Annotated in this window: 26 protein-coding genes; 21 read left to right on the forward strand and 5 right to left on the reverse strand. The window is 67.9% G+C overall.

Annotation, left to right across the window (positions count from 1 at the left end; translation table 11 throughout):
* Positions 1-59: 59 nt before the first annotated feature.
* Positions 60-908, reverse strand: a complete 849-nt coding sequence (gene nfo, locus ACQ1W9_RS04520; RefSeq protein ID WP_431025528.1) for a deoxyribonuclease IV — start codon at positions 906-908, stop codon at positions 60-62.
* Positions 909-996: 88 nt separating this feature from the next.
* Here nfo and ACQ1W9_RS04525 point away from each other — a divergent pair, with 88 nt between their 5' ends.
* Genes ACQ1W9_RS04525 through ACQ1W9_RS04535 form a run of 3 tightly spaced genes read left to right on the forward strand, consistent with a single transcriptional unit; the run spans position 997 to position 2,958 of the window.
* Positions 997-1,614 (forward strand): LolA family protein, encoded by a 618-nt coding sequence (locus ACQ1W9_RS04525; protein WP_431025529.1) that lies wholly within the window; start codon positions 997-999, stop codon positions 1,612-1,614.
* Positions 1,615-1,617: 3 nt separating this feature from the next.
* Positions 1,618-2,085, forward strand: coding sequence for an SRPBCC family protein (locus ACQ1W9_RS04530; protein WP_431025530.1), 468 nt, complete (start codon positions 1,618-1,620; stop codon positions 2,083-2,085).
* A gap of 30 nt (positions 2,086-2,115) precedes the next feature.
* Positions 2,116-2,958, forward strand: a complete 843-nt coding sequence (locus tag ACQ1W9_RS04535) for a sterol desaturase family protein (RefSeq protein ID WP_431025531.1) — start codon at positions 2,116-2,118, stop codon at positions 2,956-2,958.
* Positions 2,959-2,961: 3 nt separating this feature from the next.
* Here ACQ1W9_RS04535 and ACQ1W9_RS04540 read toward each other — a convergent pair whose 3' ends face one another.
* Positions 2,962-5,091: a methyl-accepting chemotaxis protein gene (locus ACQ1W9_RS04540; RefSeq protein ID WP_431025532.1), complete on the reverse strand. Its 2,130-nt coding sequence runs from the start codon at positions 5,089-5,091 to the stop codon at positions 2,962-2,964.
* Positions 5,092-5,303: 212 nt separating this feature from the next.
* Here ACQ1W9_RS04540 and modA point away from each other — a divergent pair, with 212 nt between their 5' ends.
* From modA to ACQ1W9_RS04560, 4 genes are read left to right on the forward strand one after another with little or no spacing between them, the layout of a single operon-like run.
* The gene (gene modA, locus ACQ1W9_RS04545; protein ID WP_431025533.1) at positions 5,304-6,107 is read left to right on the forward strand and encodes a molybdate ABC transporter substrate-binding protein; all 804 of its coding nucleotides are present in this window, start codon (positions 5,304-5,306) and stop codon (positions 6,105-6,107) included.
* A complete protein-coding gene (gene modB, locus ACQ1W9_RS04550) occupies positions 6,107-6,775 on the forward strand; it encodes a molybdate ABC transporter permease subunit (RefSeq protein WP_431026407.1) in 669 nt (222 codons plus the stop codon). The genes modA and modB overlap by 1 nt, the downstream gene beginning before the upstream one ends.
* On the forward strand, positions 6,768-7,898 hold the full coding sequence (locus tag ACQ1W9_RS04555; RefSeq protein WP_346061693.1) for an ABC transporter ATP-binding protein: 1,131 nt from the start codon (positions 6,768-6,770) through the stop codon (positions 7,896-7,898). The genes modB and ACQ1W9_RS04555 overlap by 8 nt, the downstream gene beginning before the upstream one ends.
* Positions 7,879-8,409: a DUF192 domain-containing protein gene (locus tag ACQ1W9_RS04560; protein ID WP_431025534.1), complete on the forward strand. Its 531-nt coding sequence runs from the start codon at positions 7,879-7,881 to the stop codon at positions 8,407-8,409. The genes ACQ1W9_RS04555 and ACQ1W9_RS04560 overlap by 20 nt, the downstream gene beginning before the upstream one ends.
* On the opposite strand, the gene ACQ1W9_RS04565 is transcribed toward ACQ1W9_RS04560, so the two are convergent.
* A complete protein-coding gene (locus ACQ1W9_RS04565; RefSeq protein ID WP_431025535.1) occupies positions 8,406-9,281 on the reverse strand; it encodes a DMT family transporter in 876 nt (291 codons plus the stop codon). The two genes, ACQ1W9_RS04560 and ACQ1W9_RS04565, sit on opposite strands and share 4 nt — an antisense overlap.
* 206 nt (positions 9,282-9,487) lie before the next feature.
* Between ACQ1W9_RS04565 and ACQ1W9_RS04570 the strand changes: the two genes are divergently transcribed.
* From ACQ1W9_RS04570 to ACQ1W9_RS04580, 3 genes are all read left to right on the forward strand, one after another.
* Entirely contained in the window at positions 9,488-10,498 is a 1,011-nt protein-coding gene (locus ACQ1W9_RS04570; RefSeq protein ID WP_431025536.1) for a DctP family TRAP transporter solute-binding subunit, read from the forward strand.
* A 67-nt stretch (positions 10,499-10,565) separates the two neighbouring features.
* The gene (locus tag ACQ1W9_RS04575; protein ID WP_431025537.1) at positions 10,566-11,045 is read left to right on the forward strand and encodes a TRAP transporter small permease; all 480 of its coding nucleotides are present in this window, start codon (positions 10,566-10,568) and stop codon (positions 11,043-11,045) included.
* Positions 11,035-12,342, forward strand: a complete 1,308-nt coding sequence (locus ACQ1W9_RS04580) for a TRAP transporter large permease (protein WP_431025538.1) — start codon at positions 11,035-11,037, stop codon at positions 12,340-12,342. Before ACQ1W9_RS04575 ends, ACQ1W9_RS04580 begins: the two co-directional genes overlap by 11 nt.
* A gap of 23 nt (positions 12,343-12,365) precedes the next feature.
* Here ACQ1W9_RS04580 and ACQ1W9_RS04585 read toward each other — a convergent pair whose 3' ends face one another.
* Positions 12,366-12,887, reverse strand: coding sequence for a macro domain-containing protein (locus ACQ1W9_RS04585; RefSeq protein ID WP_431025539.1), 522 nt, complete (start codon positions 12,885-12,887; stop codon positions 12,366-12,368).
* A gap of 128 nt (positions 12,888-13,015) precedes the next feature.
* Here ACQ1W9_RS04585 and ACQ1W9_RS04590 point away from each other — a divergent pair, with 128 nt between their 5' ends.
* The 11 genes from ACQ1W9_RS04590 (at position 13,016) to ACQ1W9_RS04640 (ending at position 25,579) form a co-directional block, all read left to right on the forward strand.
* Entirely contained in the window at positions 13,016-13,252 is a 237-nt protein-coding gene (locus tag ACQ1W9_RS04590) for a DUF2798 domain-containing protein (RefSeq protein ID WP_431025540.1), read from the forward strand.
* A 199-nt stretch (positions 13,253-13,451) separates the two neighbouring features.
* Positions 13,452-14,840 carry a KamA family radical SAM protein gene (locus tag ACQ1W9_RS04595; RefSeq protein WP_431025541.1) on the forward strand — a complete coding sequence of 463 codons (1,389 nt, stop codon included), beginning with the start codon at positions 13,452-13,454 and terminating at the stop codon, positions 14,838-14,840.
* Between the two features lie 319 nt (positions 14,841-15,159).
* Positions 15,160-16,140: a TAXI family TRAP transporter solute-binding subunit gene (locus ACQ1W9_RS04600; RefSeq protein WP_431025542.1), complete on the forward strand. Its 981-nt coding sequence runs from the start codon at positions 15,160-15,162 to the stop codon at positions 16,138-16,140.
* A gap of 165 nt (positions 16,141-16,305) precedes the next feature.
* Positions 16,306-18,912, forward strand: a complete 2,607-nt coding sequence (locus ACQ1W9_RS04605; RefSeq protein WP_431025543.1) for a TRAP transporter permease — start codon at positions 16,306-16,308, stop codon at positions 18,910-18,912.
* 13 nt (positions 18,913-18,925) lie between these two features.
* A complete protein-coding gene (locus ACQ1W9_RS04610; RefSeq protein WP_431025544.1) occupies positions 18,926-19,354 on the forward strand; it encodes a universal stress protein in 429 nt (142 codons plus the stop codon).
* Positions 19,355-19,499: 145 nt separating this feature from the next.
* Positions 19,500-20,459 carry an arsenosugar biosynthesis radical SAM (seleno)protein ArsS gene (gene arsS, locus ACQ1W9_RS04615; RefSeq protein WP_431025545.1) on the forward strand — a complete coding sequence of 320 codons (960 nt, stop codon included), beginning with the start codon at positions 19,500-19,502 and terminating at the stop codon, positions 20,457-20,459.
* Positions 20,456-21,127, forward strand: a complete 672-nt coding sequence (locus ACQ1W9_RS04620) for a TIGR04282 family arsenosugar biosynthesis glycosyltransferase (protein WP_431025546.1) — start codon at positions 20,456-20,458, stop codon at positions 21,125-21,127. Before arsS ends, ACQ1W9_RS04620 begins: the two co-directional genes overlap by 4 nt.
* Before the next feature lie 97 nt (positions 21,128-21,224).
* A complete protein-coding gene (locus ACQ1W9_RS04625) occupies positions 21,225-22,043 on the forward strand; it encodes a DUF2189 domain-containing protein (RefSeq protein ID WP_346061705.1) in 819 nt (272 codons plus the stop codon).
* Positions 22,044-22,325: 282 nt separating this feature from the next.
* Positions 22,326-22,853, forward strand: a complete 528-nt coding sequence (locus ACQ1W9_RS04630) for a molybdopterin-dependent oxidoreductase (RefSeq protein ID WP_431025547.1) — start codon at positions 22,326-22,328, stop codon at positions 22,851-22,853.
* 95 nt (positions 22,854-22,948) lie between these two features.
* The gene (locus ACQ1W9_RS04635; RefSeq protein WP_431025548.1) at positions 22,949-23,362 is read left to right on the forward strand and encodes a molybdopterin-dependent oxidoreductase; all 414 of its coding nucleotides are present in this window, start codon (positions 22,949-22,951) and stop codon (positions 23,360-23,362) included.
* A 42-nt stretch (positions 23,363-23,404) separates the two neighbouring features.
* Positions 23,405-25,579 carry an ATP-binding protein gene (locus ACQ1W9_RS04640; protein WP_431025549.1) on the forward strand — a complete coding sequence of 725 codons (2,175 nt, stop codon included), beginning with the start codon at positions 23,405-23,407 and terminating at the stop codon, positions 25,577-25,579.
* Positions 25,580-25,683: 104 nt separating this feature from the next.
* Here the strand turns inward: ACQ1W9_RS04640 and ACQ1W9_RS04645 are convergent, their stop codons facing one another.
* Positions 25,684-26,589, reverse strand: coding sequence for a cation diffusion facilitator family transporter (locus ACQ1W9_RS04645; protein WP_431025550.1), 906 nt, complete (start codon positions 26,587-26,589; stop codon positions 25,684-25,686).
* Positions 26,590-26,660: the final 71 nt, after the last annotated feature.

Genomic DNA, 26,660 nt, shown 5'->3' on the forward strand with positions numbered 1-26,660 from the left:
GCCTAATTCCTTCCCGGCGATATCGGGGGCCGCGCCATCAACGGCGGGGCCGGCGGCGTTCAAGCGGCGTGCTGCTGGGCGCGTAGCCAGGCGATCTCCTCCGGCCAGATCGCCGGCTCGATGGTTTCGAGGATCAACGGGATCCCGTCGATGCGCGGGTCGCGCATCAGGGTGGTGAAGGCCTCCAGGCCGATATTGCCCTGGCCCAGGCTCTGGTGGCGGTCGACGCGGCTGGCGAAGGCGCTCTTGGCGTCGTTGAGGTGCATGCCGCGCAGGTACTGAAAGCCCACCACCGTCTCGAACTCGTCCAGGGTGGCGGTGCAGGCCTCGGCCGTGCGCAGGTCATAGCCGGCGGCGAAGGCGTGGCAGGTATCCAGGCAGACCCCGACCCGGGACTGGTCTTCCACCTGGGCGATGATCTCGGCCAGGTGTTCGAAGCGCCAGCCCAGGTTGGTGCCCTGGCCCGCGGTATTCTCGATCACCGCGGTGACGCCCCGAGTGCGGCTCAGGGCCTCGTTGATGGACTCGGCGATGCGGCTCAGGCACTCCGCCTCGCTGATCTTCCTGAGGTGGCTGCCGGGGTGGAAGTTGAGCAGGGTCAGGCCGAGCTGCTCGCAGCGCTGGAACTCGTCGACGAAGGCGTCCCGGGACTTGCGCAGGCCCTCCGGGTCCGGGTGGCCCAGGTTGATCAGGTAGCTGTCGTGGGGAAGGATCTGCTCGGGGGCGAAACCGTGCTCCCGGCAGGCGCGCCGGAAGGCGGCGATGGTCGCCTCCTCGAGAGGCTTGGCGCGCCACTGGCGCTGGTTCTTGGTGAAGAGGGCGAAGGCATCCGCGCCGATCTCCACGGCGCGGGCCACCGCCTGGTCGACGCCGCCGGCGGCGCTGACATGGGCTCCCAGGTATTTCATGCGGGCGGACTCGTACTCGGCGATAGGGGGCGCCTACCATACCATCCCCGCGGCTATGCTGAAGGCGAAGCGACTCGAGGATGGCATCATGCTCGCCGAGTTACTGTTGTCCCTTTCCCTGGATCCGGCGGCGGCGCCGGATCCGCTGGCGGAGACGCTGGCGCGGGTCGAGGGACTCACCGCCTACCAGTTGACGCTGCATGGCCAGGGGCCGGAGGGCGAGGAACGCCTTCGCTATCACTACCAGGATCCCGGCCATATCCGCCTGGACATGATCAGCCCCTTCGCCGGGGCCGTGCTGGTCTACCGTCCCGATACCCACCGGGTCCAGGTCTGGCCCTTCGGTACCCGGGGCCCCCGCCTGAGCCTGCGCCCCGATCACCGCCTGGTGCGCAGTGCCCGGGGGCACCGGATCGACCAGTCCGATGTGGCCAGCCTGCTGCGCGATGTGCAGCGCCTGCAACGACACGGCCGCCTGGAGGCGCCCCAGGAGGTGGTGCTGGACGGGCAACGGCTCTGGTATCTGCTGGTGGAGGGCACGGCGCCCCCCGGCGCGGTGGCCCGTTACGAGCTCTGGCTCGATGTCGACAGCCTCTTCCCGCGCCGGGTGGTCAGCCGCGATGCGGATGGCGGCCTGCTGGAGCGGGTGCGCCTGGAGGACGTGGTGCTCGACCCGGTGCTGGACCCCGGGCTCTTCGCCCCTTGAGCCATGGCCGACTACCGTTTCGTCACCCTCTGGCGCCTCGCCGCCCCTATCGAGGGGGTTCATGAGGCCCTCCGCGAGCCGTGCCGCTGGCCGGACTGGTGGCCTGGGCTATGCCGGGTGGAGGCCCTGCCCCGGGGCGAGGGCCGGCGCTACCGTTTCCTGTGGCGCAGCCGTCTGGGGTATCGGCTGCGTTTCGAGGCCCGGGTGACCCGCGCCGAGGCGCCCCGTCTGATCGAGGCCGAGGTGCGGGGCGACCTGGAGGGCCTGGGGCGCTGGACGCTGGATGAGGCCCAGGGCATTACCCGGGTGCGCTATCTGTGGCGGGTGCGTACCACGCCCCGCTGGATGAACCTGGCCGCGCCCCTGGTCCGGCCGCTGTTCGTATGGAGCCACCATGCCATGATGACGGCCGGCGCCGAGGGCCTGGCGCGCCATCTGGGGGCGCGCTTGCTGGCCGCCGGCCGGGTGTAGGAGTCGAGTAAGGGCAATCGGGGAGAGACGATGAACGCAGAGACACTCCTGGGCCTGGAGGCCCCGGTTCGCCTGGCGGCCTTTATCAGTGTGCTGGTCGCGATGGCGCTATGGGAGCTGTTGGCGCCGCGCCGGGCCCTGAGCGTGGGCAAGGCGTGGCGTTGGGTCAACAACGCCGGGGTGGTGGCAGTGGATACCCTGCTGGTGCGCTTGCTGTTTCCCGCCGGGGCGGTGGCCCTGGGCGCCTGGGTGGAGAGCCAGGGCTGGGGGCTGCTGGGCTGGCTGGGGCTGCCCTTCTGGGTGACGGTGGGGGTGGCCGTGGTGGTGCTGGACGGGGTGATCTGGGCCCAGCACTGGGCCTTTCACAAGGTGCCGCTGTTGTGGCGGCTGCACCGCATGCACCATGCCGACCCGGATATCGATGTGACCACCGGGCTGCGCTTCCACCCCCTGGAGATCCTGCTGTCGATGGGCATCAAGCTGGCGGCAATCCTGGCGCTGGGGGCACCGGCCCTGGCGGTGCTGCTCTTCGAGGTGCTGCTCAACGCCACCTCGCTGTTCAATCATGGCAATGTGCGCCTGCCATCCGGCCTCGACCGCTGGCTGCGGCTGGTGGTGGTGACCCCGGACATGCACCGGGTGCATCACTCCTGGCATCGCGACGAGACCGACAGCAACTTCGGCTTCAACCTGCCCTGGTGGGATCGCCTCTTCGGCACCTACCACGCCCAGCCCCGGGACGGGCACCAGGGCATGACCATCGGCCTGCATGCCTTCCGCGACCCGCGCTGGTTGCGCCTGGATCGTATGCTGCTGCAGCCCTTGAGCCGCGAGGCCGAGGAGCCCGCTCGGGGGCGCCCGCGCCCCGAGTAGGCGCTACGCCTCGACGGGGTATTGCCGCGGTAGCACCGGTGCCTGCGGCCGCCAGGCCGGGGCCGCCTCGGCGAGGGTAAAGCCACCGACGATTCGTGCCAGTTGGGTCGACTGCTCCTTCAACTGGGCCGCCGCCGCGCTGGACTCCTCCACCAGGGCGGCATTCTGCTGGGTCATGCGATCTAGCTCCGCCACGGCGATATTGACCTGACCGATGCCGTCGCTCTGCTCGCCGGTGGCGGCTCTGATCTCGCCCAGTACCTGGCTGACCCGGTCGACGCGCTCCACCAGGGTTCGTATGGTCTCGCCGGCCAGGTGGACCTGGTCGGCGCCCTGCTGAGTGCGCTGGGCGGAGGCCTCGATCAGCGCCTTGATCTCCTGGGCGGCGGCGGTGCTGCGGCTGGCCAGGTTGCGTACCTCGCCGGCCACCACCGCGAAGCCGCGGCCCTGCTCGCCGGCCCGGGCCGCCTCCACCGAGGCGTTGAGCGCCAGCAGGTTGGTCTGGAAGGCGATACCGTCCATCAGCGTGACGATCTCGCTGATCTGCCGCGAGGAATCGCGGATCTCGTCCATGGTGGTGACCACCCGGGCCACCGCCTCGCCACCCCGGGCGGCTACATCGGCGGCCTCCTTGGCCAGGCCGTCGGCCTGGCGGGCGGACTCGGCGGTCTGTTCCACGGTGCCGGTGATCTCTTCCATGGAGGCGGAGGTCTGCTGCAGGCTGGCGGCGGCATCGTCGGTGCGCCGCGCCAGGTCCTGACCGCCGTCGGCGATCTCCTCGGCGGCCAGGCGCACCGAATCGCTGCTGCCGCGCACCTCCACCAGGACGTCATGGATCTTGTCGGCGAAGGCATTGAAGCGGCTGGCCAGGGTCGCCGTCTCGTCGCGGCCGGTGACCGGCAGGCGCCGGGTCAGGTCGCCGTCGCCGCTGGCGATCTCGTCCATGCGCCCGGCCAGCTCGCGCAGGGGCCGGGCGATACGCCCGCCCAGTGCCCAGATTGCCAACAGGCCCAGGCCGGCCACCAGCAGTCCCACCCCGATCATGCCCAGGGTGTCCCGGCGGCCCTGATCGGTGAGGGTCGCTTGCAGTTCCTGCCATTCCGCCAGCACCGCCGCCTGGGGAAGACGCACCATCAGTACCCAGGGGGCCTCCTGGGCGGTGATCTCAAAGGGCCAGTAGAGCTCGATCATGCCCTCGTCGGTTAGGGTCTGCCGGGCCTCGCCGCTCTCCTGGGCCGCCCGCAGATGGGCCCAGGTGGCCTCGCCGAAGACCGCCCGGGCGCTATCGCCCAGCTCGCCGCTGGCGGCGGTATCGGCGGCCACGCTGCCCCGGGAGGCCATCAGGGCCATGCTGCCGGCGCCATCGTAGAGGGAGGCGTTGGCTTGGCTCAGCAGCTCCTGGGTGAAGTCCACCGCCAGGTCGGTCCCGGCGATGCCGCGAAACTCGCCGTCCACCAGGATGGGGACATTGAAGGAGGTGACCATGCGCATCACCCCAGCGTAGTCATAGGCGGCGGGGTCGATGACGCAGGGGGCGCGACTCTCCCGGGGACAGAGGTAGTACTCGCCGCGGCGCAGGCCATTGCCCAGGGGGGCCTCGTTCTCCATCAGTGACTCGTTGAGCGGGGCCAGGCGCAGGCTGCCGTCCGCCTCGCGCACCCACCAGGGGCGAAAGCGGCCGCTGTCGTCGTCGATACCGGTCTGGCGACCGGCGAAGCGGCCATCGTCGCCGAAGGCGTCGGGCTCCCAGGCGATATAGGCATCCAGCAGGGCCGGGTTCTCGGCCACCGTCTGGCGGGCCAGGCGCGAGACCTCCTCGCGGGTGAGGCGCAGCGAGGGGCGACCATCCGCCTCGCGCTGGCCCAGCAGGGCATTGGCCTGGGCCAGTTGGCTGGCCAGGGTCAGGGCACGGTCGAGCTCGCCCTGGATCCGGTTGGCCTGGGCCTCGGCCAGGGCCGCCAGGCGCTGGTGGATACTCGATTCCAGCAGCGCCTGGGTCTGGTCGGCCACCACGGCCTGGGTGCGGCTACCGGCCAGCAGCGCATAGAGTACCAGGGCCGCCACCACGGCGAGGATCGAGGCCCCGGCGAGGCTGACCACCAGGGTACGAAGGGAACGAAAGCGTAGTCGCATGATGTTTCTCGTTATCGTTATCGGGGATCCCTGCATTAGGCGCCTCTGGCGCCGCCTCTGACCCTAACGACCTGAGCGTTGGAGAGCGGCCTGATGGCGACGCGGGCGAAGCCTCCTGCGACATGGCATCATGGTGGCCGCCTTGAGACCCGGCTTGACTAAGCTGACCGATTGGTCAAGCCTTGGGTGAGTTCTTGCTCGGGAGGGATACGATGCTGCTTAAACGCTGGCTGCTGCTGGCCACGCTCATGCTGGCCATGCCGGCCGCCTTGGCTCAGGCCTCGGGGGGGGCGATCGTGGCGGCGGCCTCGTCCTTGCAGTTCGCCCTGGACGAGGTGGCCGAGCGCTTTACCTCGGAAACGGGCCAACGGCTGCGCTTCAACTATGGATCTTCCGGCAACTTCCGCCGCCAGATCGCCCAGGGGGGGCCCTTCGAGCTCTTCCTGTCGGCGGATGAGCAGCAGGTGCTGGCCTTGCACGAGGCGGGCCACACCGAGGATGAAGGGGTGATCTATGCCCGCGGTCGGCTGGCCTGGCTGCAGCGCCCGGGCCGCGGCGACCTGCCCGAGCCGGAGGACCCGCTGGCCGGGGCGCGCCAGGCCATCGCCGCCTATCAGGCCGGAGAAGGGCGGGCGCGACTGGCCCTGGCCAACCCCCAGCATGCCCCCTATGGGGTGGCGGCCCGGCAGGCCCTCGAGCAGGCCGGCCTGTGGGCGTCGAGCGAACCGCTGCGGATTCTCGGCGAGAACGTCTCCCAGGCCGCCCAGTTCGCCCTCTCCGCGGATGCCCGGGGCGGCCTGGTGGCCTACTCCCTGGTGCTGGCGCCGGCCCTGGCGGAGCGCGGCGAGCATGTGCTGATTCCCGAGCGCTGGCATGCCCCCCTCAACCAGCGGATGGTATTGATCCGCGGCGCCGGGGAGACGGCCCGGGCCTTCTATGCCTACCTGCAGCGGCCCGAGGCCCGGGCGATCCTCGCCGACTACGGCTTCGCCCTGCCGGATAGCGAGGTCCCTTGATGGAGTGGACGGCGCTTAGCGTCTCCCTGCGGCTGGCCCTGGCCACCTGTCTGCTGCTGTTGCCCCTGGGGCTCTGGCTGGGGCGCGCCCTGGCCACCCGGCACTTCCGCGGCAAGGCGCTATGCGAGGCCTTGGTGGCGCTACCCCTGGTGATGCCGCCCACGGTGCTGGGCTTCTACCTGATGCTGGCCTTCGGCGCCGAGGCACCCTTCGGTGCCCTCTGGCAGCGCCTCACCGGTGGCGGCCTCAATTTCACCTTCGGCGGCATCCTGCTCGCCTCCCTGGTGGTCAACCTGCCCTTCGCGGTGCAGCCCATCCAGCGCGCCTTCGAGGGGGTGCCGCCACACCTTCGCGAGGCGGCCTGGTGCAGTGGCCTATCGCCCTGGCAGACCCTGTGGCGCATCGAGTTGCCGCTTGTCTGGCCCGGGGTGATCTCGGCCCTGGCCCTGACCTTCGCCCATACCCTGGGGGAATTCGGGGTGATCCTGATGGTCGGGGGCGCCATCGACGGCGAGACCCGCACCCTGGCCATCGCCATCTACGACCGGGTGCAGGCCTTTGACGAGTCCGGGGCGGCGGTGATGTCGGCCATGCTGCTGACGGTCTCCTTCGTCACCATCGGCGTGGTCTATGGCCTGGCACGGAGCCGGGGAGGACCCCATGTCTAGGATTCCGGCGCAGACCGGCCTGCGGGTGCGCCTGGATCAGGCCGCCCCGATCCCCCTGGCGGTGGATCTGCACTGTGCCCCCGGGGAACTGCTCGCCCTAGTGGGGCCCTCGGGCAGCGGCAAGACCACTCTGCTGCGCGCCCTCGCCGGCCTCTACCGGCCGGCGGGGGGGCGCATCCAGTGCGCCGGCGAGACCTGGTTCGACGCCGCCACCGGCGTCTGTCTCAGTCCCCAGCGGCGGCGCATCGGCCTGGTCTTCCAGGACTATGCGCTCTTTCCCCACCTCACCGCCCTGCGCAACGTGATGCTGGCCATGGGCCATCGCGACGCCGGCGAGCGCGAGGCCCTGGCCCGGGAGTGGTTGGCGCGGGTGCGCCTGGCGGGACTGGAGAATCGCTACCCGGCGCAGCTCTCCGGGGGGCAGCGCCAGCGGGTGGCGGTGGCCCGGGCCCTGGCCCGGGAGCCCCGGGCGCTGCTGCTGGACGAACCCTTCTCGGCGGTGGATCAGGTCACCCGCCGGCGCCTGCAGCGCGAGCTGGCCCTGCTGCGGGAGTCCATCGAGATCCCCATCCTGCTGGTGACCCACGACCTGGACGAGGCCGCGGCCCTGGCCGACCGCCTCTGCGTGTTGCATGGTGGCCGCAGCCTGCAGAGCGCGCCGCCGGAGCGGCTCTTCCGCCGGCCGGCCTCGCCGGAGGTGGCGCGGCTGCTCGACAAGCATAATGTCTTCGCGGGGGAAATCCGGACATCCGGGGACGCCACCTGGCTGCAGTGGGGCCCGTTACGGCTGAACCTGGCCACGCCGGCGGTGTGCGGCCCGGTTCACTGGTATATTCCCCCCTCGGATGTGCTGCTGCACCGCCGCGACCGCCCCTCCCGGGGCGAGCGGGAGAACCCGGTGAGCGGCACCGTCAGCGAGATGGTGGTGCTGGGGGGAATCACCCTGATTACCCTGAGCTTCCCGCATACCGATGACAGCCTGCGCTTCGAGATCGCCACCCATGCGGCGCGGCGTAACGGCCTGGCGCGGGGCGAGGCGGTGACGGTGTCGCTGCTGGCGGCGGGCATCCATCCGATGCCACGGGAATCACAAGGAGAGAGCGATGACGACGACCCGTCGTGAGGTAGTCAAGGGGCTGGCGCTGATGCCGGCCCTGGGGCTGATGCCGGCCCTGGGCATGCGGCCCGCTCGGGCCGCCGAGGTGGACGCGCGCCTGGCCCGGGCCACCCTGGCGATTCATGCCGCCGGGGGGCCGCAGCGGCTCGAAGTGGAATTGGCCGAGACCCCGGCCCAGCGGCGCCGTGGCCTGATGGAGCGCGATCACCTGGGCGCCGAGGCCGGCATGCTGTTCCTCTACGACGGCCTGCAGCCCCCGGACAGCGGCTTCTGGATGTATCGCACGCGAATCCCCCTGGATATCGCCTTTATCGATGCCGCCGGGCGCATCGCCGCCATTCACACCATGACCCCCTGCGATAGCGACGATCCCGGCCAGTGTCGCGCCTACCCGGCCGGGGTGGCCTACCGCGCCGCCCTGGAGGTCAATGCCGGCTACTTCGCCGATAGGGACATCGGCATCGGCGACTGCGTCAGCTGGCCCGGCGCCGCGGCCAGCTGCGTCGCCGAGAGTTAATCGGCCCGTTGTGGATGGCGCGCCTTGCCGCTGCCGAATTTCAGGGCGATCAGGGCGATGCCGGCGACCACCAGCCCGCCGCCGGCCAGCTTATGGATGCCCAGGCTATCGCCCAGCAGCCAGACGCCCAGGAAGACCGCCACCACCGGCACCAGCAGGGTCAGTGGCACCACCCGATTCACCGGGTGGCGGCGCAGCAGCCCATACCAGAGCCCATAGGCGACGATGGATGACATCACCGCGGTATAGAAGATCGCGCCCCAGCCCGCCCAGCCGGCCCCCCGCAGCGCCGCCAGATGATCACTCTCGAAGAGCCAGGAGCCCAGCGCCACCTGGGGGATCGCGAACAGCGCCACCCAGCCGGCCAGGGCCAGGGGCGGCACGTTCGGCCCCTGCTTGATCAACAGCTGGGAGATGGCCCAGCCGAGGGCGCTGATCAGCAGGATGGACAGCGGCAGCGGCGAGGGCAGGGTGGGGCCGCCGGCCAGTACCATCACCCCGGCGAAGGAGAGCGCCAGCCCCGCCAGGCGCCGCGGGCCCAGGCGCTCCTTGAGGAACACCACCGCCAGCAGGGTGGCGAAAGGGGTGCCCATCTGCACCAGCAGGGCGCCGGTGCCCGCCTCGGCCTGGCCCAGGCCGATAAACAGCAGGGCGAAGTGCAGGCTGCCGAAGGTCACCGAGAGTAGCGCCAGGAAGGGCAGCTGATGCCGCGCCACCGGATGGAAGGGCACCAGCAGCGCCGCCACCAGCATAAAGCGTAGGGTGGTCAGCAATAGTGGCGGCAGCTCGGCTACCCCCACCTTGATGACGATGATATTCAGGGCCCAGATGGCGATGACCGCCAGGCCCAGCAGCAGGTCGCGAAGTGGCACGATCTCTTCCCTGACGAAGGCTTGATCACCCAGGATACCAGGCCGTCGTGCGAAAGGTGTGACGGGCCGGTCGACATTGGGCGGTAGCGCCTGGGGCCTCGCCTGCTTCCTTTCAACGTTGGTCTGCTTACAATGACGTGGGTATCCAAACTCAAGACAATAGGCTGGCCCGGGACTGGGGTGAGCCGCTACCGCAAGGACACGCCATGTCATCCAGCTCCGTCTTCACCAAGTTCGCCGCCGGCCTGGCCGGTGCCGCCCTGCTCAGTGCCGCCTTCTCCATCCAGGCCCGTGAGCTCTCCATCTCCACGGTGCTCTCCGACGCCTTCCCCTGGGGCCAGGCCGCCGAGAAATGGGCCGAACTGGTGGAGGAGCGCAGCGAGGGGCGCCTCACCATGCGGGTCTACTCCAATGCGCAATTGGTGGCCGGCGACCAGACCCGCGAGTTCTCCGCCATGCGCTCGGGGTTGATCGATGCCGCCGTGGGTTCCACCATCAACTGGTCGCCCCAGGTGCCGGAGCTCAACCTCTTCTCGCTGCCCTTCCTGCTGCCCGACGAGGCGGCGGTGGATGCGGTCACCGGCGGCGAGGCCGGGGAGGCGATCTTCGCGGCCATCGAATCCCGGGACGTCATTCCCCTGGCCTGGGGCGAGAACGGCTTCCGTCAGCTCTCCAATTCCCGTGGCGCCATCGCCGCCCCGGAGGACCTGGAGGGCCTGAAGATCCGCGTGGTGGGCTCGCCGCTGTTCCAGGATACCTTCAGCGCCCTGGGCGCCGATCCCACCCAGATGAGCTGGACCGACGCTCAGCCGGCGTTGACCACCGGCGCGGTGGACGGCCAGGAGAACCCGCTGTCGGTGTTCGACGTGGCGCGCATCGACCAGGTGGGCCAGGAACACCTGACCCTGTGGAACTACATGAACGATCCGCTGATCTTCGCCGTCAATCGCCAGGTATGGGCGTCGCTGGATGAGGCGGACCGCGAGATCCTGCGCGAGGCGGCGGTGGATGCCGGCCAGTGGGAGATCGCCATGACCCGCGAGCAGGAGGCCGAACGCCTGGCCGCCATCCGCGAGCGCGGCGTCGAGGTCACCGAGCTGAACGAGGCCCAGTACCGGGCCTTCGTCGAGGCCACCGAGAGCGTCCACCAGGAGTGGGTGCCGCAGATCGGCGAGGCCCTGGTGGAGGCCGCGCGCCAGGCCGTCGAGGCGCGCTGAGTCGTCGCGCTTCTCGACAAGGAATGTCTGGCCGGCCCCCAGGGCCGGCCTTTTGCATGAGGTCGTCATGAAACCTTCCCCCGATGCGCGGCCGGAACGCTGGCTGGCGTCCCTGGCCCTGGTGATCATCGCCCTGATCAGCCTCGCCAACGTGGTGACCCGCTACCTCAGCGGCGGCTCCCTGGCCTTCACCGAGGAGTTTTCGGTGTTCCTGCTGGTGGTCTTGACCTTCGGCGGCGCCGCGGTGGCGCTGCGCCGCAACGGCCATATTCGTATCGGCCTGCTGGAGCGGGCCCTGCCAGGCGGGCCTCGCCGGGCCCTGATCCTCTTTCAATGGGCCTGTGCCGTCACGGTACTGGGGCTGATCACCTGGTTCGGCGCCAGGCTGGCCTGGCAGGAGTACCAGTGGCGGTCGCTGTCGCCGGGGCTCGGCCTGCCCCAGTGGTGGTATATCGTCTGGCTGCCGCTGCTCTCGGCGGCGATGCTGGTCCGCCAGACTCAGCAGACCCGGGACCGCCTGCGCGGGAGGCTCGACGATGAGTCCTGACCTGTGGATGCTGCTGGCCTTCGTGGGCCTGTTGATCGCCGGGGTGCCGGTGGCCTTCTCCCTGGGCCTGGCCGGGGCCGTGGGTATCCTCAGCGGCCTGCCGCCGATGATGCTGGCGACCCTGGGTACCAATACCTACAACAGCATCGCCAAGTACCCGCTGATCGCCATCCCGCTGTTTATCCTCACCGGCCTGATCTTCGAGCGTTCCGGGGTGGCGCTGCGTCTGGTGCGCTTCGCCCAGGCGCTGATCGGTCCCCGCCACGGCGGCCTGGCCCTGGTGGCGGTGCTGGTGTGCATGATCATGGGTGGCATGAGCGGCTCGGGGCCGGCGGATGCCGCCGCCGTGGCCATGGTGATGCTGCCCAGCATGACCAAGGCGGGCTACCCGAAACCCTTCTCGGCGACCCTGATCGCGGCGTCGGCCTCCACGGCGATCCTGATCCCGCCCTCGGTGGCGCTGATCCTCTACTCCATCGTGGTGCCCGGGGTCGACCTGCGTGCGCTCTTCGCCGCCGGGCTCTTCCCCGGCATCCTCGCCGGCCTGGCGCTGCTGGTACCGGCACTGCTGGTGGCGAAGCGTTTCGGCTGGGAGGGCGGCAGCGCGGCGCAGGGCGTCGAGCGGCTGCGGGTGGGGGAGACCTTCAAGCAGGCGCTGCCGGCGCTGTTCGCCCCGGTGCTGATCCTCGGCGGGCTGCGTTCGGGGCTCTTTACCCCCACCGAGGCCGCCGTGGTGGCGGTGGCCTATGGGGTGGCGATCGGCCTCTTCGTGACCCGCGAGCTCGGCTGGCGTGACCTCTGGGCGCTGTTCGGCGAGGCGGCGGTGATCTCCGGGGTGGTGATGCTGATCATCGCCCTGGCTGGCATCTTCGCCTGGGCCGGCACCATGCTCGGCACCTTCCGCGGGCTGGCCGAGTGGATCATCGGTCTTACCGACAACGGGGTGCTGCTGCTGATCCTGATCATGTTGGCGGTGCTGGCCGCCGGCATGTTGCTGGACGCCATCTCCATCTACCTGATCCTGATGCCGGTGCTGATCCCGGTGATGCAGCACTTCGAGTGGAATCCGGTATGGTTCGGCATCCTGCTGGCGATGAATATCGCCATCGGCCAGTTCACCCCGCCGGTGGCGGTCAACCTGATGGTGACCACCGAGGTGGCCAGGATCCGCCTGGAGCAGACCGTCGGCTGGGCGCTGCTCTTCGTGGCGGCCATGGCCGGTGCCCTGGCATTGGTGGCAGTGTTTCCCGAGATCGCCCTCTGGCTGCCCCGGGTGCTGGGCTATAACGTGGGGTGAGCGTGGACCAAGAGGGCAGGGGGCTATTTCCCGGCTTGCAGGGTATCCAGCACTTCCTGGTGGAGTTCGGTGGCCGCGGCGTCGAAGAGTACGAAGCGGACCAGGCCAAGATGCTCGCAATGGCGCCCGCTCTCCCTGACCGTGCTCAGGGCGATGCGGGCGGCCTCCGCCATGGGGTAGCCGAAGGCGCCGGTGGAGAGGGCGGGGAAGGCCAGGGAGGCGAGGCGATGAGCCTCGGCCAGTTCCATGGCGTTTCGATAGCAGGCCGCCAGCAGCTCGTCGGAGGGTTCGTCGACCCCGTAGACCGGCCCCAGGCAGTGGATCACATGGCGATTGGGCAGGGCGAAGGCGGGGGTGATCACCGCCTGGCCGGGCTGGATCGGCGCCAGGGGGCGGCAGGCCGCATCCAGCTCGGGGCCGGCGGCACGATGCAGGGCGCCGGCCACGCCGCCGCCGGGGCGCAACTGGGCATTGGCGGCGTTGACCACCGCTGCCAGGTCGGTTTGCCGGGTAATATCGCCTTGAAGGCATTCGATCTTCAGCATGGGAACCTCGGTCACTTTGACCTCTCGATTCAGTGTGGCGCGCCGCCTCGATCCGGCGCAAGGCGCCTGTTCAGGCGGCAATGTTTCTGGTCTAATTATGAGCCAGTTAACGATCATGGAGACGCCGAATGTTGTTCCCGCCCCGCCATGCGCCCCTGGTCTTCTCGGTGTTGATGTCGTTCTATATGGTCACCCTGATGACCTTCCTGATCACCTGGGTCAATACCGGCCTGGCCGATGGCTTCCTGGGACGCTGGTGGCGTGCCATTTATATCGCCTGGCCCATCGCCTTCTCGCTGATCCTGATCGGTGCGCCGCGGTTGCAGCGCCTCGCCGCCAGGCTAATTCGCCATTCGAGCTCATGAACGAAGTGTGGCGAAAAGGCGCTGATTACGTGACATTTGTTGCAAAATAATGCCGAAGTTTGCAACTCCCTCGCCAAGTCTGTATCAATAGCCCTCCCCCGAGACGCCATGGCCTGTCTGCCTCCCTTGCATGAGGCGAGACGGCCGCCCCGTGCCTTCGTCGAGGCGGCCCGGCCGTGATAGACAAAGAGGAGATGGCATGAACCAGCGAGTGAGCATCGAGCTCGGCAGCCCCGAGGCCGAGGCCTATGAGGCCCGCCAGTTCAAGGTCTATACCCATCGCCAACTGGACAAGATCGCGGCGATCCAGGCGCTGCCCGAGGCACTGCGCTTCGATATGCGGGTGGTCAGCCAGGTGTTGCCGTTCCGGGTCAACGAATACGTGATCGACGAGTTGATCGACTGGAACGCCGTGCCCAATGACCCGGTCTTCCAGCTCACCTTCCCCCAGCGCGGCATGCTGCGCCCCGAGCACTTCGACGAGGTCGCCGCCCTGGTGCGCCGCGACGCCCCCGCCGACGAGCTCAAGCCGGTGGTGGAGCGCATTCGCGGCGAGCTCAACCCCCACCCGGCGGGGCAGATGGACCTCAACCTGCCGCTACTGGATGGCGAGCCGCTGCCCGGCATGCAGCACAAGTATCGCGAGACGGTGCTGTTCTTTCCCAGCCAGGGCCAGGTGTGCCACAGCTACTGCACCTTCTGCTTCCGCTGGGCGCAGTTCGTCGGCGACAAGGACCTGAAGTTCGCCGCCAGCGACGCGACGTCGCTGCACCGCTACCTGGCCGAGCACACCGAGGTCACCGACCTCTTGATGACCGGCGGCGACCCCATGGTGATGAAGGCCAAGCACCTGAGGATGTACCTGGAGGGGCTGATGGCGCCGGAGCTGGATCACGTCCAGGATATCCGCATCGGCTCCAAGAGCCTGACCTTCTGGCCGTACCGCTTCGTCACCGACCCGGATGCCGAGGATATCCTCGACCTGTTCCGCGAGCTGACCGCGGCCGGCAAGCATGTGGCCTTTATGGCGCACTTCAACCACTGGAAGGAGATGGACACCCCCATCTGTCGCGAGGCGATTCGTCGCATCCGCGCCACCGGGGCGGAGATCCGCACCCAGGCGCCACTGCTCAAGCACATCAACGACGACGCCGACCAGTGGGCGAGGATGTGGACCACCCAGGTGCGCCTGGGGATGATCCCCTACTACATGTTCGTGGAGCGCGACACCGGCGCCCGCCACTACTTCGAGGTGCCGCTGGTGCGCGCCTGGGAGATCTACCGCGAGGCCATGAAGCGGGTGCCGGGCCTGGCGCGCACCGCCCGCGGCCCGTCGATGTCCGCCGATCCGGGCAAGGTGGAGATCCAGGGGGTGACGGAGATCAAGGGCGAGAAGGTCTTCGTGCTGCGTTTTATCCAGGGCCGCGATGGCGACTGGGTGCAGCGTCCCTTCTTCGCCAAGTACGACGAACACGCTACCTGGCTCAATCATCTGGAGCCGGCGCTGGGAGAGAGCGAGTTCTTCTATGAGGCCGAGTTCGCCGCCATGAAGGGTGCCAAGCAGGCGCTGATCACCAAGGCCGGCTGATGCCTGCTGGGTGCTGATACCCTCGCTATGTCATAGTGGGGCTCGACGCCGCTACCGTGGATTCGGTGGCGGCGTCGGCGTTTTCGGCTCGGCGTGCGTTAAACGTTTGACTCAGTATAAAATTAGACTTTATTAAAAAGAGCTTATGGCCGGCGTGGTGCCCTCGAGAGGGGCGACGTTGAATCGAGGCGGGGCCCTGGGGCTGCGCCTTCGCCGTGGGTGAACTATCTTCATGCTGAACCCCGAATATTGGCGTCGGTCCGTGGCGGGTATTCGCCGCGAGGCGCCTAGGGGACCAACCATGCCAAGAGGTGTCTAGATGAAACGTCATGTCTTCTCTGCCGCCGCCGTCTCCGGTGCCCTGCTGGGCGCGGCCGCCTTTTCTGCGCCGGCGGTGGCCCAGGATCGCTTTATCACCATCGGTACCGGGGGCCAGACCGGCGTCTATTACGTGGTCGGCCAGTCGGTATGCCGGATGGTCAACCGGGGCAGCGACGAGCACAACATTCGCTGTAACGCCCCTTCCACCGGTGGCTCCGTGGCCAACGTCAACGGCATGCGCAGCGGTGAGCTGGACATGGGCGTGGTGCAGTCCGACGTCCAGTACCGCGCCTATCACGGCGAGTCCAACTTCGAGGACGACGGCGCCTGGGAGGAGATGCGTGCCGTCTTCACCATGCACGGCGAGCCCCTCACCGTGGTGGCCCGGGCCGACTCCGGCATCGAGCATATCTCCGACTTCCCCGGCAAGCGGGTCAATATCGGCAACCCGGGCTCCGGCCAGCGCAACACCATGAACGTGGTGATGGACGCCATGGGCTGGGATACCGATGTCTTCTCCCTGGCCTCCGAGCTGGATGCCGCCGAGCAGGCCGCGGCCCTCTCCGACAACAATATCGACGCCATGGTCTATGTGGTGGGCCACCCCAACGGCTCCATCCAGGAAGCCACCACCACCGTGGAGGCCCGCCTGGTGCCGGTGACCGGCGAGGAGATCGATGGCCTGGTCGAGGAGTTCCCCTACTACACCCGCGCGGTGATTCCCGGCGGCATGTACCGCGGCAATGACGAGGACGTGGAGACCTTCGGCGTCGCCGCCACCTTCGTCACCCACGAGGGTGTCGACGAGGAGATCGTCTACGAGGCCGTCAAGGCGGTGTTCGAGAACTTCGATCGCTTCACGCGTCTGCATCCGGCCTTCGAGAACCTGGACGAGGAGAGCATGATCTCCGATGGCCTCACCGCGCCGCTGCACGACGGGGCCGCCCGTTACTATCGTGAGCGTGGCTGGATCGAGTGATTCCGGCCCGCTAACGAGGAAGGTCCCCCTTCCGATACTGGATGCGCGGCACCCTCCGGGGGTCGCGCATTCGGGTTTTTAATGCCCGCTATTCTTTAGGGACAGGCACGACATCATGGCAGAACCCTTGACTCGGTGGCTCGATCAAACAGGCAGGAACCGCTTATGACAAACGACAAGCAGAGACCGCAGGGTTCGGAAGTCGACCTGGAGGAGATGGTGGCCTCCACCGACTCCGGGGCGCGCAAGCCACTGGGGGCGCCCGGCAAGTTGCTGGTGGGCATCGCCGCGGCCTGGTCGCTGTTCCAGTTGTGGATCGCGTCTCCCTTGCCCTACCTCTTCCGGTTCGGGGTCTTCAATGCCACCGAGGCGCGCTCCATTCACCTGGCCTTCGCGCTCTTCCTGGCCTTTATGGCCTATCCGGCGCTGAAGCGCTCGCCCCGGGAGCGCATTCCGCTGCAGGATTGGCTGTTCGCCGGGGTTGCCGCCTTCTGTGGCGCCTATATGTTCCTCTTCTATGCCGAGCTCGCCGAGCGTCCCGGGGCGCCCCTGACCCAGGACGTGGTGGTCGGGGTGGTGGGCATCCTGCTGCTGCTGGAGGCGACCCGCCGCGCCCTGGGGCCGCCGCTGATGATCGTGGCCGCGGTGTTTATCGTCTATTCGCTGTTCGGGCCCCATATGCCGGGCATCCTCGCCCACCGGGGAGTGAGCCTCTACGGCCTGATCAACCACCAGTGGCTGACGACCCAGGGGGTCTTCGGCATCGCCCTGGGGGTCTCCACCAGTTTCGTCTTCCTCTTCGTGCTGTTCGGCGCCCTGCTCGACAAGGCCGGGGCCGGTAACTACTTCATCAAGGTGGCCTTCTCGCTGCTGGGTCACTACCGCGGGGGCCCCGCCAAGGCGGCGGTGGTGGCCTCGGGCATGACCGGGCTGATCTCCGGCTCGTCCATCGCCAATACCGTGACCACCGGCACCTTCACCATCCCGATGATGAAGCGGGTCGGCTTCTCCGCCAACAAGGCCGGGGCGGTGGAGGTCTCCTCTTCGGTGAACGGCCAGATCATGCCGCCCGTCATGGGCGCCGCGGCCTTCCTGATGGTGGAGTACGTGGGCATCTCCTATGTGGAGGTGATCAAGCACGCCTTCCTGCCGGCGCTGATCTCCTATATCGCGCTGATCTATATCGTTCACCTGGAGGCCCTCAAGGCCGGCATGTCTGGGCTGCCCTCCAGTAACCCGGCGCGTCCCTTCCTCAACAAGGTGATCGGCTTCCTCACCGGCCTGCTGGCGCTGATGGCGCTCTCCTTCGGCGTCTACTACGGCCTGGGCTGGCTCAAGCCGCTGCTGGGCGCTGCCACCCCCTGGGTGGTGGCGGTGGTGCTGGCGGTGGTCTACGTGGGCCTGCTCAAGGTCGGCGCCAACTACCCGGAGCTGGAGCTGGACGACCCCAATTCCGAGGTGATCGAACTGCCGCAGACGCGGCCCACGGTGATGGTGGGGTTGCACTTTATCCTGCCGGTGATCGTGCTGGTCTGGTGCCTGATGGTCGAGCGCCTGTCGCCGGGGCTCTCGGCCTTCTGGGCCACGGTCTTCATGATCGCCATCATGATTACCCAGCGCCCGATCACCGCCCTCTTCCGCGGCCGCAGCCGCCTGGCCGAGGATATCAAGGAGGGCTTCCTCGATCTGTGGGATGGCCTGGTGACCGGGGCCCGCAACATGATCGGCATCGGTATCGCCACCGCCACCGCCGGCATCATCGTCGGCGCCGTCTCCCAGACCGGGGTGGGCCTGGTGCTGGCGGACGTGGTGGAGGTGCTCTCTATGGGCAACCTGATGCTGATCCTGCTGCTCACCGCGGTGCTCAGCCTGATCCTCGGCATGGGCCTGCCCACCACCGCCAACTATATCGTGGTGTCGTCGCTGATGGCCCCGGTGATCGTGCTGCTGGGTCAGCAGAACGGCTTGATCGTGCCGCTGATCGCCGTGCACCTCTTCGTCTTCTACTTCGGCATCATGGCGGACGTGACGCCGCCGGTGGGGCTGGCCTCCTTCGCCGCCGCGGCGATCTCTGGGGGCGATCCCATTCGTACCGGCTTCCAGGCCTTCTACTACAGCCTGCGTACCGCCGCACTGCCCTTCCTGTTTATCTTCAACACCGACCTGCTGCTGATCGAGGTGGGGCTCTGGCAGGGCCTGTTGATCTTCGTGGTGGCGACCATCGCCATGCTGATCTTCGCCGCCGGTAGCCAGGGCTTCATGGTCGCCCGCAACCGCTGGTACGAATCACTGCTGCTGCTGCTGGTGGCCTTCACCCTGTTCCGCCCGGGGTTCTGGATGGATCGCATCCATGACCCCTACCTGTCGGTGCCGCCGGCGCAGTTCGCCCAGGCGCTGGGCATGGTGGACGAGGGCAGCAACCTGCGGGTGGAGATCCTCGACGAGGACGACTTCGGCGACCAGTTCACCCGCTACCTGCTGGTGCCGGTGCCCGACGGCGAGACCGGCGAGGAACGCATGGAGGCGCTGGGCCTGAGCCTGCGCAGCGAGGAAGACGGGGGCACCTTCGTGGATAACGTGGCCTTCGGCAGCCAGGCGGAGCAGATCGGCTTCGAGGCGATGTTCTTCGATCAGCAGATCCTCTCGGTGATGGCGCCGGTGGATCGCTGGCCCAAGGAGCTGATGTGGATCCCGGCCTTCCTGGTGTTCGGCCTGATCGTCGTCCTGCAGCGTCGTCGCCGCGACACCACGGCCGCTCCGGCGGCCAGATAAGGGGGAATAAGCCATGTACCAGAAGATCCTGCTGCCGGTGGACCTCAACGAGGAGGGCTCCTGGAAGAAGGCGCTACCCACGGCGCTGACCCTGTGTCGCAGCTTCGGCGCCTCCCTGCATGTGGTGACGGTGATGCCCGACTTCCGCATGCCCATGGTGGGGGCCTACTTTCCCAAGGACTTCACCGAGAAGGCCCACCAGTCCCTGAGCGAGGCCCAGAAGCAGTTCATCCTCGACCAGGTGCCCGAGGACATCGAGGTGCACCGGACCATCGTCGAGGGCTCGCCCTGGGAGGCGATCATCAAGGCCGCCAAGCAGCTCGAGGTGGACCTGATCGTGATGGCCTCCCATAACAAGCGCAAGTTCGTCGACTATGTGCTGGGGCCCAATGCGGAGCATGTGGTGCATCACAGCAAGATCTCGGTGATGATCGTGCGCTGAGGTGCCGCTTGACCCGGCGACGCCCACCCCCGAGATGGGCGTCGCCGTGGGCAAGCGGCGCGTCGGGAAGCGCGTCTTTCCTGTAAGGTCATTGGCGTAGACACGACCGAAGGGGGAGCCCCGTCGTCATTCTCAAGGAGCCGGCATGCACGCGACCCTGCCCCGCCTGATCGCCACCGATTTTCCGCCCCTGCGCCGGGGGCGCCTCACGACCCTGCAGGCCAACCTCACCTACCGCTGCAATCAGTCCTGCCTGCACTGCCATGTGGCCGCGAGCCCCCGGCGCCAGGAAGAGATGGACTGGCCGACCATGGCGCTGATGCTGGAGTTTATCCGCCGCCAGGGCATTGCCACCCTGGATCTCACCGGCGGCGCGCCGGAGCTCAACCCGCATTTCCGGCACCTGGTACGCCAGGCGCGGGCCCTGGGCATCAAGGTGATGGATCGCTGCAACCTGACCATCCTCGAGGAGCCGGGGCAGGAGACGCTGGCCGCTTTCCTGGCCGAGCAGGGCGTCGAGGTGGTGGCCTCGCTGCCCTGCTACAGCGCCGCCAACGTCGATGCCCAGCGCGGTGACGGGGTCTTCGAGGCCAGCGTCGCGGGGCTCCGGCGCCTCAATGCCCTGGGCTATGGCGAGCCGGACGGCGACCTGGTGCTGAACCTGGTCTACAACCCCCAGGGCCCCAGCCTGCCGCCGCCCCAGGCGCCGCTGGAGGCGGCTTACCATCACGAGCTGTGGGAGCACTTCGGCATCCGTTTCAACCGCCTCTTTACCCTGGCCAATATGCCCATCCAGCGCTTCGGCAGCACCCTGATCTCCAAGGGACAGTTCGATGACTACCTGGCGCTGCTCAAGGCCAGCTACAACGCCGCCACCCTGGAAGGGGTCATGTGCCGCTCGACCCTGTCGGTGGATTACCAGGGACGGGTGCATGATTGCGATTTCAACCAGCAGCTCGCCATGCCCCTGGGCGATAGTCCGCGGCCGGTGCACCTGCGCGAGCTGCTGGAGCGTGACCTGGAGGGGGCACCGATCCGCATCGCCGACCACTGCTATGGCTGTACCGCCGGACAGGGCAGCAGCTGCGGCGGGGCCCTGACATGATCCAGCTGTTCGCCAAGGCGCCGCTCCCGGGACAGGCCAAGACCCGGTTGATTCCGGCGCTGGGCGCCGAGGGGGCGGCGGCCCTGCATCGGCGCCTGGTCTGGCGAGCCTTGGGCACGGCCTGCGAGGCCTCGGCGCGGCTGGGGTTGGGGCCGGTGCGGTTATGGACGGCGCTGGATCACCACCACCCCTTCTTCGCCGAGTGCCGGCGGGCCTTCGATATCGCGCTGGAGCCCCAGCAGGAGGGAGACCTGGGGAGGCGCATGGCGGCGGTCTTCGCCGAGCCGCGGCGGCCGGCGCCGCGGCTACTGATGGGCGCCGATTGCCCGGGGATCACGCCGGCGCTATTGGTACACTGCTGGGAGGCCCTGGCCGAGCGGGACGCCGTCTTCCTGCCCGCCGAGGATGGCGGCTATGGGCTGATCGGCCTATGGCGGCGGGAGCCGGCGCTCTTCGACGATATCGCCTGGGGAAGCGAGGCGGTGATGGCCGCCACCCGCCAGGCGCTGACCCGGATCGGCTGGCGCTGGGTCGAGCCGGCCAGGGTCTGGGACCTGGATCGCCCCGCGGACCTGCCCCGGCTGGAGGCGCTGCGGCCTCGGGACGGGAGCGCACACCGGGCGTTGAAGGCAAGCGCGGCGGGTCGTCAGTGCCTCGACTACAGTTAGCAGTGTAGAGGCATCCAGCCTTGTGTCCTCCATCGACCCGGGTGTCGAGGCGCCTGCCCAGGGTCTGATTTCCGCTTGCGGGATAAGGGGTTGTTCCATGAGTGCAGCAGCATCCAAGAATCACAAGCCGACCGATGCCGTGGTGAAGATCTCCATTAACCCGGTGGGGATGGACCGCCCCAAGGCCTGGCTGGCCTCAGGCTTTCAGGACTTCCGGCGGGCCACGGCGGTGAGCCTGGCCTATGGCCTGTTCTGGGTGGGCCTGAGTATCGCCGTGACCGCGGGGGCCTTTACCCTGGGCTATTGGCACTGGCTGTTGCCGCTGGTGGCGGGTTTCATGTTCCTCGGCCCGCTGGTGGCGGTGGGCTCCTACGGCATCAGCCGAGCCCTGGAGGCGGGGCGCTCGCCGACCCTGGGGGACGCCTTCGGTGCCTGGACCGCCCATACCGGCCAACTGGCGATGATGGGCGTGATGATGATGATCTTCTTCCTCGCCTGGATCCGCCTGGCCACGCTGCTCTTCGCGCTCTTCTTCGGCTTCGAGGTGCCCAGTCCCGAGACCCTCTACGCCGCCCTGCTGACCACCCCCGAGGGGCTCGGCATGCTCGCCGTGGGCACCGCCATCGGTGCCGTCCTGGCCTTCGGCGCCTTTACCATCAGTGTGGTGGCGATTCCCACCCTGATGGATCAGGACCTCACCTTCATGGAGGGTATCGAGGCCAGTATCCGTTCCGTGGCGCGCAACTTCCGCCCCATGCTGCTGTGGGCAGTCATGCTCACCGGCTGCGTGCTGGTGGGGGTGATGACCTTCTATATCGGCCTGGCGCTGATCCTGCCGGTGTTGGGTCATGCCAGCTGGCATGCCTATGAGGACCTGGTACGTATCGAGCATCCCGGCCGGGCCGACGAGGCCTGACATAGAATCGCCAGCGGTGTCGCGAGCAGGGGGCTTCGGCCCCCTGTCGTCGTCTATCCAACCACCGGGTTTGGCATCGAAGGGTCTTGGGTATCGGGCGACCATATAAATAAGATAAAATTAATGAAGTCTGGGCATGCCACTCCGGCCCGCGGAAAACGCACCGTTTCTCCTTGGCCGACTCGTGCTAGCCTGGGCAGGTGGCATAAGGAGCCCGGGTGCCGCCCCAACCGGACGTCTTCCTTGGGACAAGGAGTGGCGCCTCAGTGACTTCCTCGACTCATGAAAAATCTAGCAATCGTGTGGCTCTGCCTGGGCCTGCTGGGTATCGCCCCAGCCCTGGCCAATGCTCCGTTGCCCCCCCCTCAAGGGCCGGTGCTTCTGCGCATAAGCGGAGAGATCGCCAAGAGTAATAGCGAAGGCGAGGCGCATTTTGATCGACAGATGCTTCAGGCTCTGCCACAACACCAGCGCTGCACCACGACCCCCTGGACGGATGGCCGCATCCGCTATCAGGGACCCTTGATACGCGATCTGCTAGCCTGGGTGGGAGCCCCGATCGATGGCAGTATGCTGGCCACGGCCCTGGACGGCTTCCGGGCCGAGATTACTCTCTCTGATCTGGTACATCATGATGTGATGCTGGCCATCCAGCAGGAGGGGCAGCCACTGGCCATGCGTGATCTCGGGCCGCTGTTCGTGCTCTACCCCTTCGATGAAAAGCCAGAGTTGCTAAACGAGCGGATTCGCTTTCGTTCGGTCTGGCATCTGGCGAATCTGCATATTCATGCTCTCGAGGGTCGGCAGTGATGAAGGGATGTGCACTAAGCTTACTGATCGGCTGCCTCGCACTGCTGCCATTTTCCGCGGCCCTGGCCCATGGGCTGCGCCCCCCAGAGGAGGCCGTGCTCCTGGTGGTGAGCGGCAATATCACCCATACCAATGTGGGTGGCGAGGCTCACTTCGATCGTCGAATGCTCGAGGCGCTGCCCTGGCGGAGCATCGAGACCTCGACCCCCTGGACCAATGGCGTCAGCCGGTACCGCGGTCCCCTGGCCCGCGCCCTGCTGACGGCGGTAGGCGCCCAGGGCGAGACCCTCAAGGTCAGCGCCCTCAATAACTTCATGGCCGAAATTCCGGTCAGTGACTTCCAGCGCCACGACGTGATCCTGGCCATGGAGCGAGATGGTGAGCGGATGCCGATCCGCGACTATGGGCCCATCTTCGTGCTCTATCCCTTCGACGAGAATCCCGCGCTGCGCAACGAGACGATCCGCTTTCGTTCGGTGTGGCAGGTCCACCGGGTGGTGGTGGAGTAGCCCCGGCGATCATCCCGGGCCGGGCAGGGAGGCCAGAACACGATGCTGCGCTATCCAATTCGTTTCAAGCTGGGGGTCTTCGCCGCCCTGGCCTTCTTCTCGGCGGCGGTGATCGTCACCGGCCTGGTGCTATGGCGCCAGGAGAGCCTGGCCCAGAGCGTAGGGGGGGATACCACCTGGGCCGCCTACAAGCTCGACCGGGAGGTGGTCCAGCTACGCAACGAGTTGGCCATGCAGGAAGGGGAGGAACTGGAGTCGCTACGCATGCGCCTGGAGCTGCTCTATAGCCGGATCAACCTGCTGCGGCGTGGCGAGCTGGCGGCCTTGCTGGCGTCGATTCCCGCCGCCAGCCGCATGATGCCGACCCTGGTGACGCAGATCGAGGCCCTGGACGAGGCCATCTATTCCCAGCCGCGGCTCGATGATGCCCTGCGCCGGCGCCTGGATGAACAGTTGGCGGCGCTGGGCCACAATACCGAACAGTTGGTGGTGATCATCAACGGCTTCCTGGCCGAGAGTGCTCACCAGGAGCGCAGCAACCTCCAGGGACTCTATACCCTGTTACTGGTGATGATCCTGCTGATGAGCCTGGCCGGGGCCCTGGTGGCGCTTTCCCTGTTTCGCGAGGTGCGCGATCATGCCCGGGCCCGGGGTTCCCTGGAGCGCCTCAGCCAGGAGTTGGAAGTCTCCGCCAGCCAGGCCCAGGCGGCCAGCCAGGCCAAGTCGGAGTTCCTGGCCACCGTCAGCCACGAGATTCGTACCCCCCTCAACGGCGTGATCGGCATGAGTGATCTGCTGCTGGGACGCCCCCTGGATGACGCCGCCCGTCGCTATGCCTCGACCATTCATGACAGCGCCGGCCTGTTGCTCAACCTGATCAATGACATCCTCGACTTCTCCAAGATCGAGGCCGGTCGCCTGGAGCTGGAGCAAACCAGCTTCGACCTCCGCGAGGTGGTGCAGGGGGCCCTGATGCTCTTCGCTCCCCGGGCTCGCTCGCGGGGCCTGGCCCTGGGCTGCGACCTGGACTCGGCCCTGCCGCGACGCCTGGAGGGGGATCCCGGTCGCCTGCGCCAGGTCCTGCTCAATCTGCTTTCCAATGCCATCAAGTTCACCGAACGGGGCGAGGTACGCCTGGCCGGCCACTGGCTGGAGTCGGGGCGGCTTCGCCTGGAGATCATCGATACCGGCTGCGGCATCCGCGAGGAGGCCCAGTCCCAGCTCTTCGAACCCTTTCGTCAGGGCGATGCCTCCACGGCAAGGCGCTTCGGCGGCACCGGCCTGGGATTGGCGATCAGTCGCCGCCTGGTGGAGGCCATGGGGGGCGAGATCGACTTCGAGAGCCGGCCGGGGGAGGGCACCCGCTTCTGGGTCGAATTGCCCCTGCGGGTGGTGGAGGGGGCGGTGGCCGCGCCCCAGGCAGTGACCGAGACGGCGACAGCGTTGCGCTTCGAGGCGCGACTTTTGGTGGTGGAGGATAACCCGGTCAACCAGCAGGTGGCCCGGGCCATGCTGGAATCCCTGGGCTGCCGGGTCAGCCTGGCGGAGAACGGTGTCGAGGCCTTGGCACGGGCCGAGGCGGAGCACTTCGACCTGATCTTTATGGATATCCAGATGCCGGGAATGGATGGCATGGAGGCGACCCGGCAGCTGCGCGCCCGGGGCGCTTGGCTGGCCGAGGTGCCTATCGTGGCGATGACCGCCGGGGGCCTGGCCGATGAGCGCGAGCTATGCCTGGCCGTGGGCATGAGCGACTATCTCACCAAGCCCTTCTATCGCAACGAACTGGTGGCCCTGCTTTCCCATCACCTGAGCGGCACCGAGGCCCCTCCGTCGCCGGTCCCGGCGGCGGCGCCGGCCCATGACCTGGAGGCCTCTACCCTGGAAGAGCTGCGCGACAGCCTGGGTACGCCGGGGGTGCGCTCCCTGGTCGATCTCTACTGCCAGCAACTCCCCGATCGCCTGGCCACCCTGGCTCGCCGGGTCGCGGCGGGGGAGTGCCGCGAGGCCATGCAGTTGGCGCATCTGCTCAAGGGGGAGTCGGCCAGCGTGGGCGCCCGTCGCCTGGCTTATCTGGCCGGTGAGCTGGAGCGCGAGGCCCGGGCGGAGAATGAGGCACCCATGCGCGCCGCCATGACGGCCCTGGAGGCGGCCCGGGCGCCGTTGCAGGTGGCCCTTCAGGAGTGGCTGGCGGCGCTGCCAGAAGCAGATTCCTGAGTGGCCGGCTCGTCCCGGCAGTGCAGGCGTCGCTCTAGAGGAGTGGCTGGAGGCCCTGCCCGATACCGGGACGGATGCCTGAGCGAGCCGGGATTCCTGGTCGATCAGGCCCAGCGCGGATCGGCGGTAAAGGCCAGGGTAAACCAGCGCTTCTCGGCGGGAATGCTCAGGCCGGCGTCGATCTCCCGGCGAATCTCGTCCAGCGCCGCCACGCCGGCCTCGGCGGCGAAGTCGGGGCGGGTGACGATATGGATCTCAATCACCGAGACGCGCCCGGTCTTGGCCACATGGCTATGGTAGGCGAGCAGGCCATCGCGGCGCATCACGCCCTCCATCACGCCCCGCACCTCCCGATCCAGGGCGCTGGGCGCCACCATCAGCACCTCCTTCATGGCACGCCGCACGATGCCGATGGGTACCGGCAGGAAGGCCAGGGTCAGGCCCGCCAGCAGCAGGGAGTCGATATAGGGGATCCAGGGCGCGGCGGCGGTCTCCTCCAACAACAGGGCAATGGCGAAGGCCACCAGCAGGGCGGCGGTGATCAGCCCGGCCATCAGCCAGCCCTGGGCATCGATGCGCAGGAACTCCGAGCCCACCCGGCGATTGACCCTGCGCTGGTACCAGGCCATGACGAAGCAGACCAGGGCCACCACCAGCGCGTAGGCGATGGCCAGGTCGAAGGCCAGCACCCGGCCGCCTTCCAGCAGGCCGCGCAGGGCATTGAGGAAGGCATAGAAGCACAACAGGGTGAGAATGGCCCCGTTGAGGGCTGCCACCAGGGGCTCCAGATGCCAGTAGCCGTGCTGGAAGCGCGGGCTGGACTCGCGCATCAGCAGTCGCGAGACCCACAACGAGAGCAGCGACATGCCGGCGTCGATGGTGGAGAAAACACCATCGAAGAGGATCGATTGCGAGCCGGAGAGCAGCCCGAAGAGCACCCCCAGGCTGGCCACCGAGAGGGTCATGAAGATGGAGAGCTTGAGGGTGCGTTGCTCGAGGGTTGGCTGCATTTTTTCACCGACGACTCGACCCCGAATAACGAGACTTCGTCATTCGGGGCAAGGTTTTCCGATGTTTCGGG

It is taken from the genome of Halomonas sp. H5, assembly GCF_050613175.1.
In the GTDB taxonomy this organism is placed as follows: domain Bacteria; phylum Pseudomonadota; class Gammaproteobacteria; order Pseudomonadales; family Halomonadaceae; genus Bisbaumannia; species Bisbaumannia salifodinae.

Coding starts and splice junctions, on each gene's coding strand:
- nfo (WP_431025528.1), bottom strand. CDS start 908: ATGAAATACCTGGGAGCCCATGTCAGCGCCGCCGGCGGCGTCGACCAG.
- ACQ1W9_RS04525 (WP_431025529.1), top strand. CDS start 997: ATGCTCGCCGAGTTACTGTTGTCCCTTTCCCTGGATCCGGCGGCGGCG.
- ACQ1W9_RS04530 (WP_431025530.1), top strand. CDS start 1,618: ATGGCCGACTACCGTTTCGTCACCCTCTGGCGCCTCGCCGCCCCTATC.
- ACQ1W9_RS04535 (WP_431025531.1), top strand. CDS start 2,116: ATGAACGCAGAGACACTCCTGGGCCTGGAGGCCCCGGTTCGCCTGGCG.
- ACQ1W9_RS04540 (WP_431025532.1), bottom strand. CDS start 5,091: ATGCGACTACGCTTTCGTTCCCTTCGTACCCTGGTGGTCAGCCTCGCC.
- modA (WP_431025533.1), top strand. CDS start 5,304: ATGCTGCTTAAACGCTGGCTGCTGCTGGCCACGCTCATGCTGGCCATG.
- modB (WP_431026407.1), top strand. CDS start 6,107: ATGGAGTGGACGGCGCTTAGCGTCTCCCTGCGGCTGGCCCTGGCCACC.
- ACQ1W9_RS04555 (WP_346061693.1), top strand. CDS start 6,768: ATGTCTAGGATTCCGGCGCAGACCGGCCTGCGGGTGCGCCTGGATCAG.
- ACQ1W9_RS04560 (WP_431025534.1), top strand. CDS start 7,879: ATGACGACGACCCGTCGTGAGGTAGTCAAGGGGCTGGCGCTGATGCCG.
- ACQ1W9_RS04570 (WP_431025536.1), top strand. CDS start 9,488: ATGTCATCCAGCTCCGTCTTCACCAAGTTCGCCGCCGGCCTGGCCGGT.
- ACQ1W9_RS04575 (WP_431025537.1), top strand. CDS start 10,566: ATGAAACCTTCCCCCGATGCGCGGCCGGAACGCTGGCTGGCGTCCCTG.
- ACQ1W9_RS04580 (WP_431025538.1), top strand. CDS start 11,035: ATGAGTCCTGACCTGTGGATGCTGCTGGCCTTCGTGGGCCTGTTGATC.
- ACQ1W9_RS04585 (WP_431025539.1), bottom strand. CDS start 12,887: ATGCTGAAGATCGAATGCCTTCAAGGCGATATTACCCGGCAAACCGAC.
- ACQ1W9_RS04590 (WP_431025540.1), top strand. CDS start 13,016: ATGTTGTTCCCGCCCCGCCATGCGCCCCTGGTCTTCTCGGTGTTGATG.
- ACQ1W9_RS04595 (WP_431025541.1), top strand. CDS start 13,452: ATGAACCAGCGAGTGAGCATCGAGCTCGGCAGCCCCGAGGCCGAGGCC.
- ACQ1W9_RS04600 (WP_431025542.1), top strand. CDS start 15,160: ATGAAACGTCATGTCTTCTCTGCCGCCGCCGTCTCCGGTGCCCTGCTG.
- ACQ1W9_RS04605 (WP_431025543.1), top strand. CDS start 16,306: ATGACAAACGACAAGCAGAGACCGCAGGGTTCGGAAGTCGACCTGGAG.
- ACQ1W9_RS04610 (WP_431025544.1), top strand. CDS start 18,926: ATGTACCAGAAGATCCTGCTGCCGGTGGACCTCAACGAGGAGGGCTCC.
- arsS (WP_431025545.1), top strand. CDS start 19,500: ATGCACGCGACCCTGCCCCGCCTGATCGCCACCGATTTTCCGCCCCTG.
- ACQ1W9_RS04620 (WP_431025546.1), top strand. CDS start 20,456: ATGATCCAGCTGTTCGCCAAGGCGCCGCTCCCGGGACAGGCCAAGACC.
- ACQ1W9_RS04625 (WP_346061705.1), top strand. CDS start 21,225: ATGAGTGCAGCAGCATCCAAGAATCACAAGCCGACCGATGCCGTGGTG.
- ACQ1W9_RS04630 (WP_431025547.1), top strand. CDS start 22,326: ATGAAAAATCTAGCAATCGTGTGGCTCTGCCTGGGCCTGCTGGGTATC.
- ACQ1W9_RS04640 (WP_431025549.1), top strand. CDS start 23,405: ATGCTGCGCTATCCAATTCGTTTCAAGCTGGGGGTCTTCGCCGCCCTG.
- ACQ1W9_RS04645 (WP_431025550.1), bottom strand. CDS start 26,589: ATGCAGCCAACCCTCGAGCAACGCACCCTCAAGCTCTCCATCTTCATG.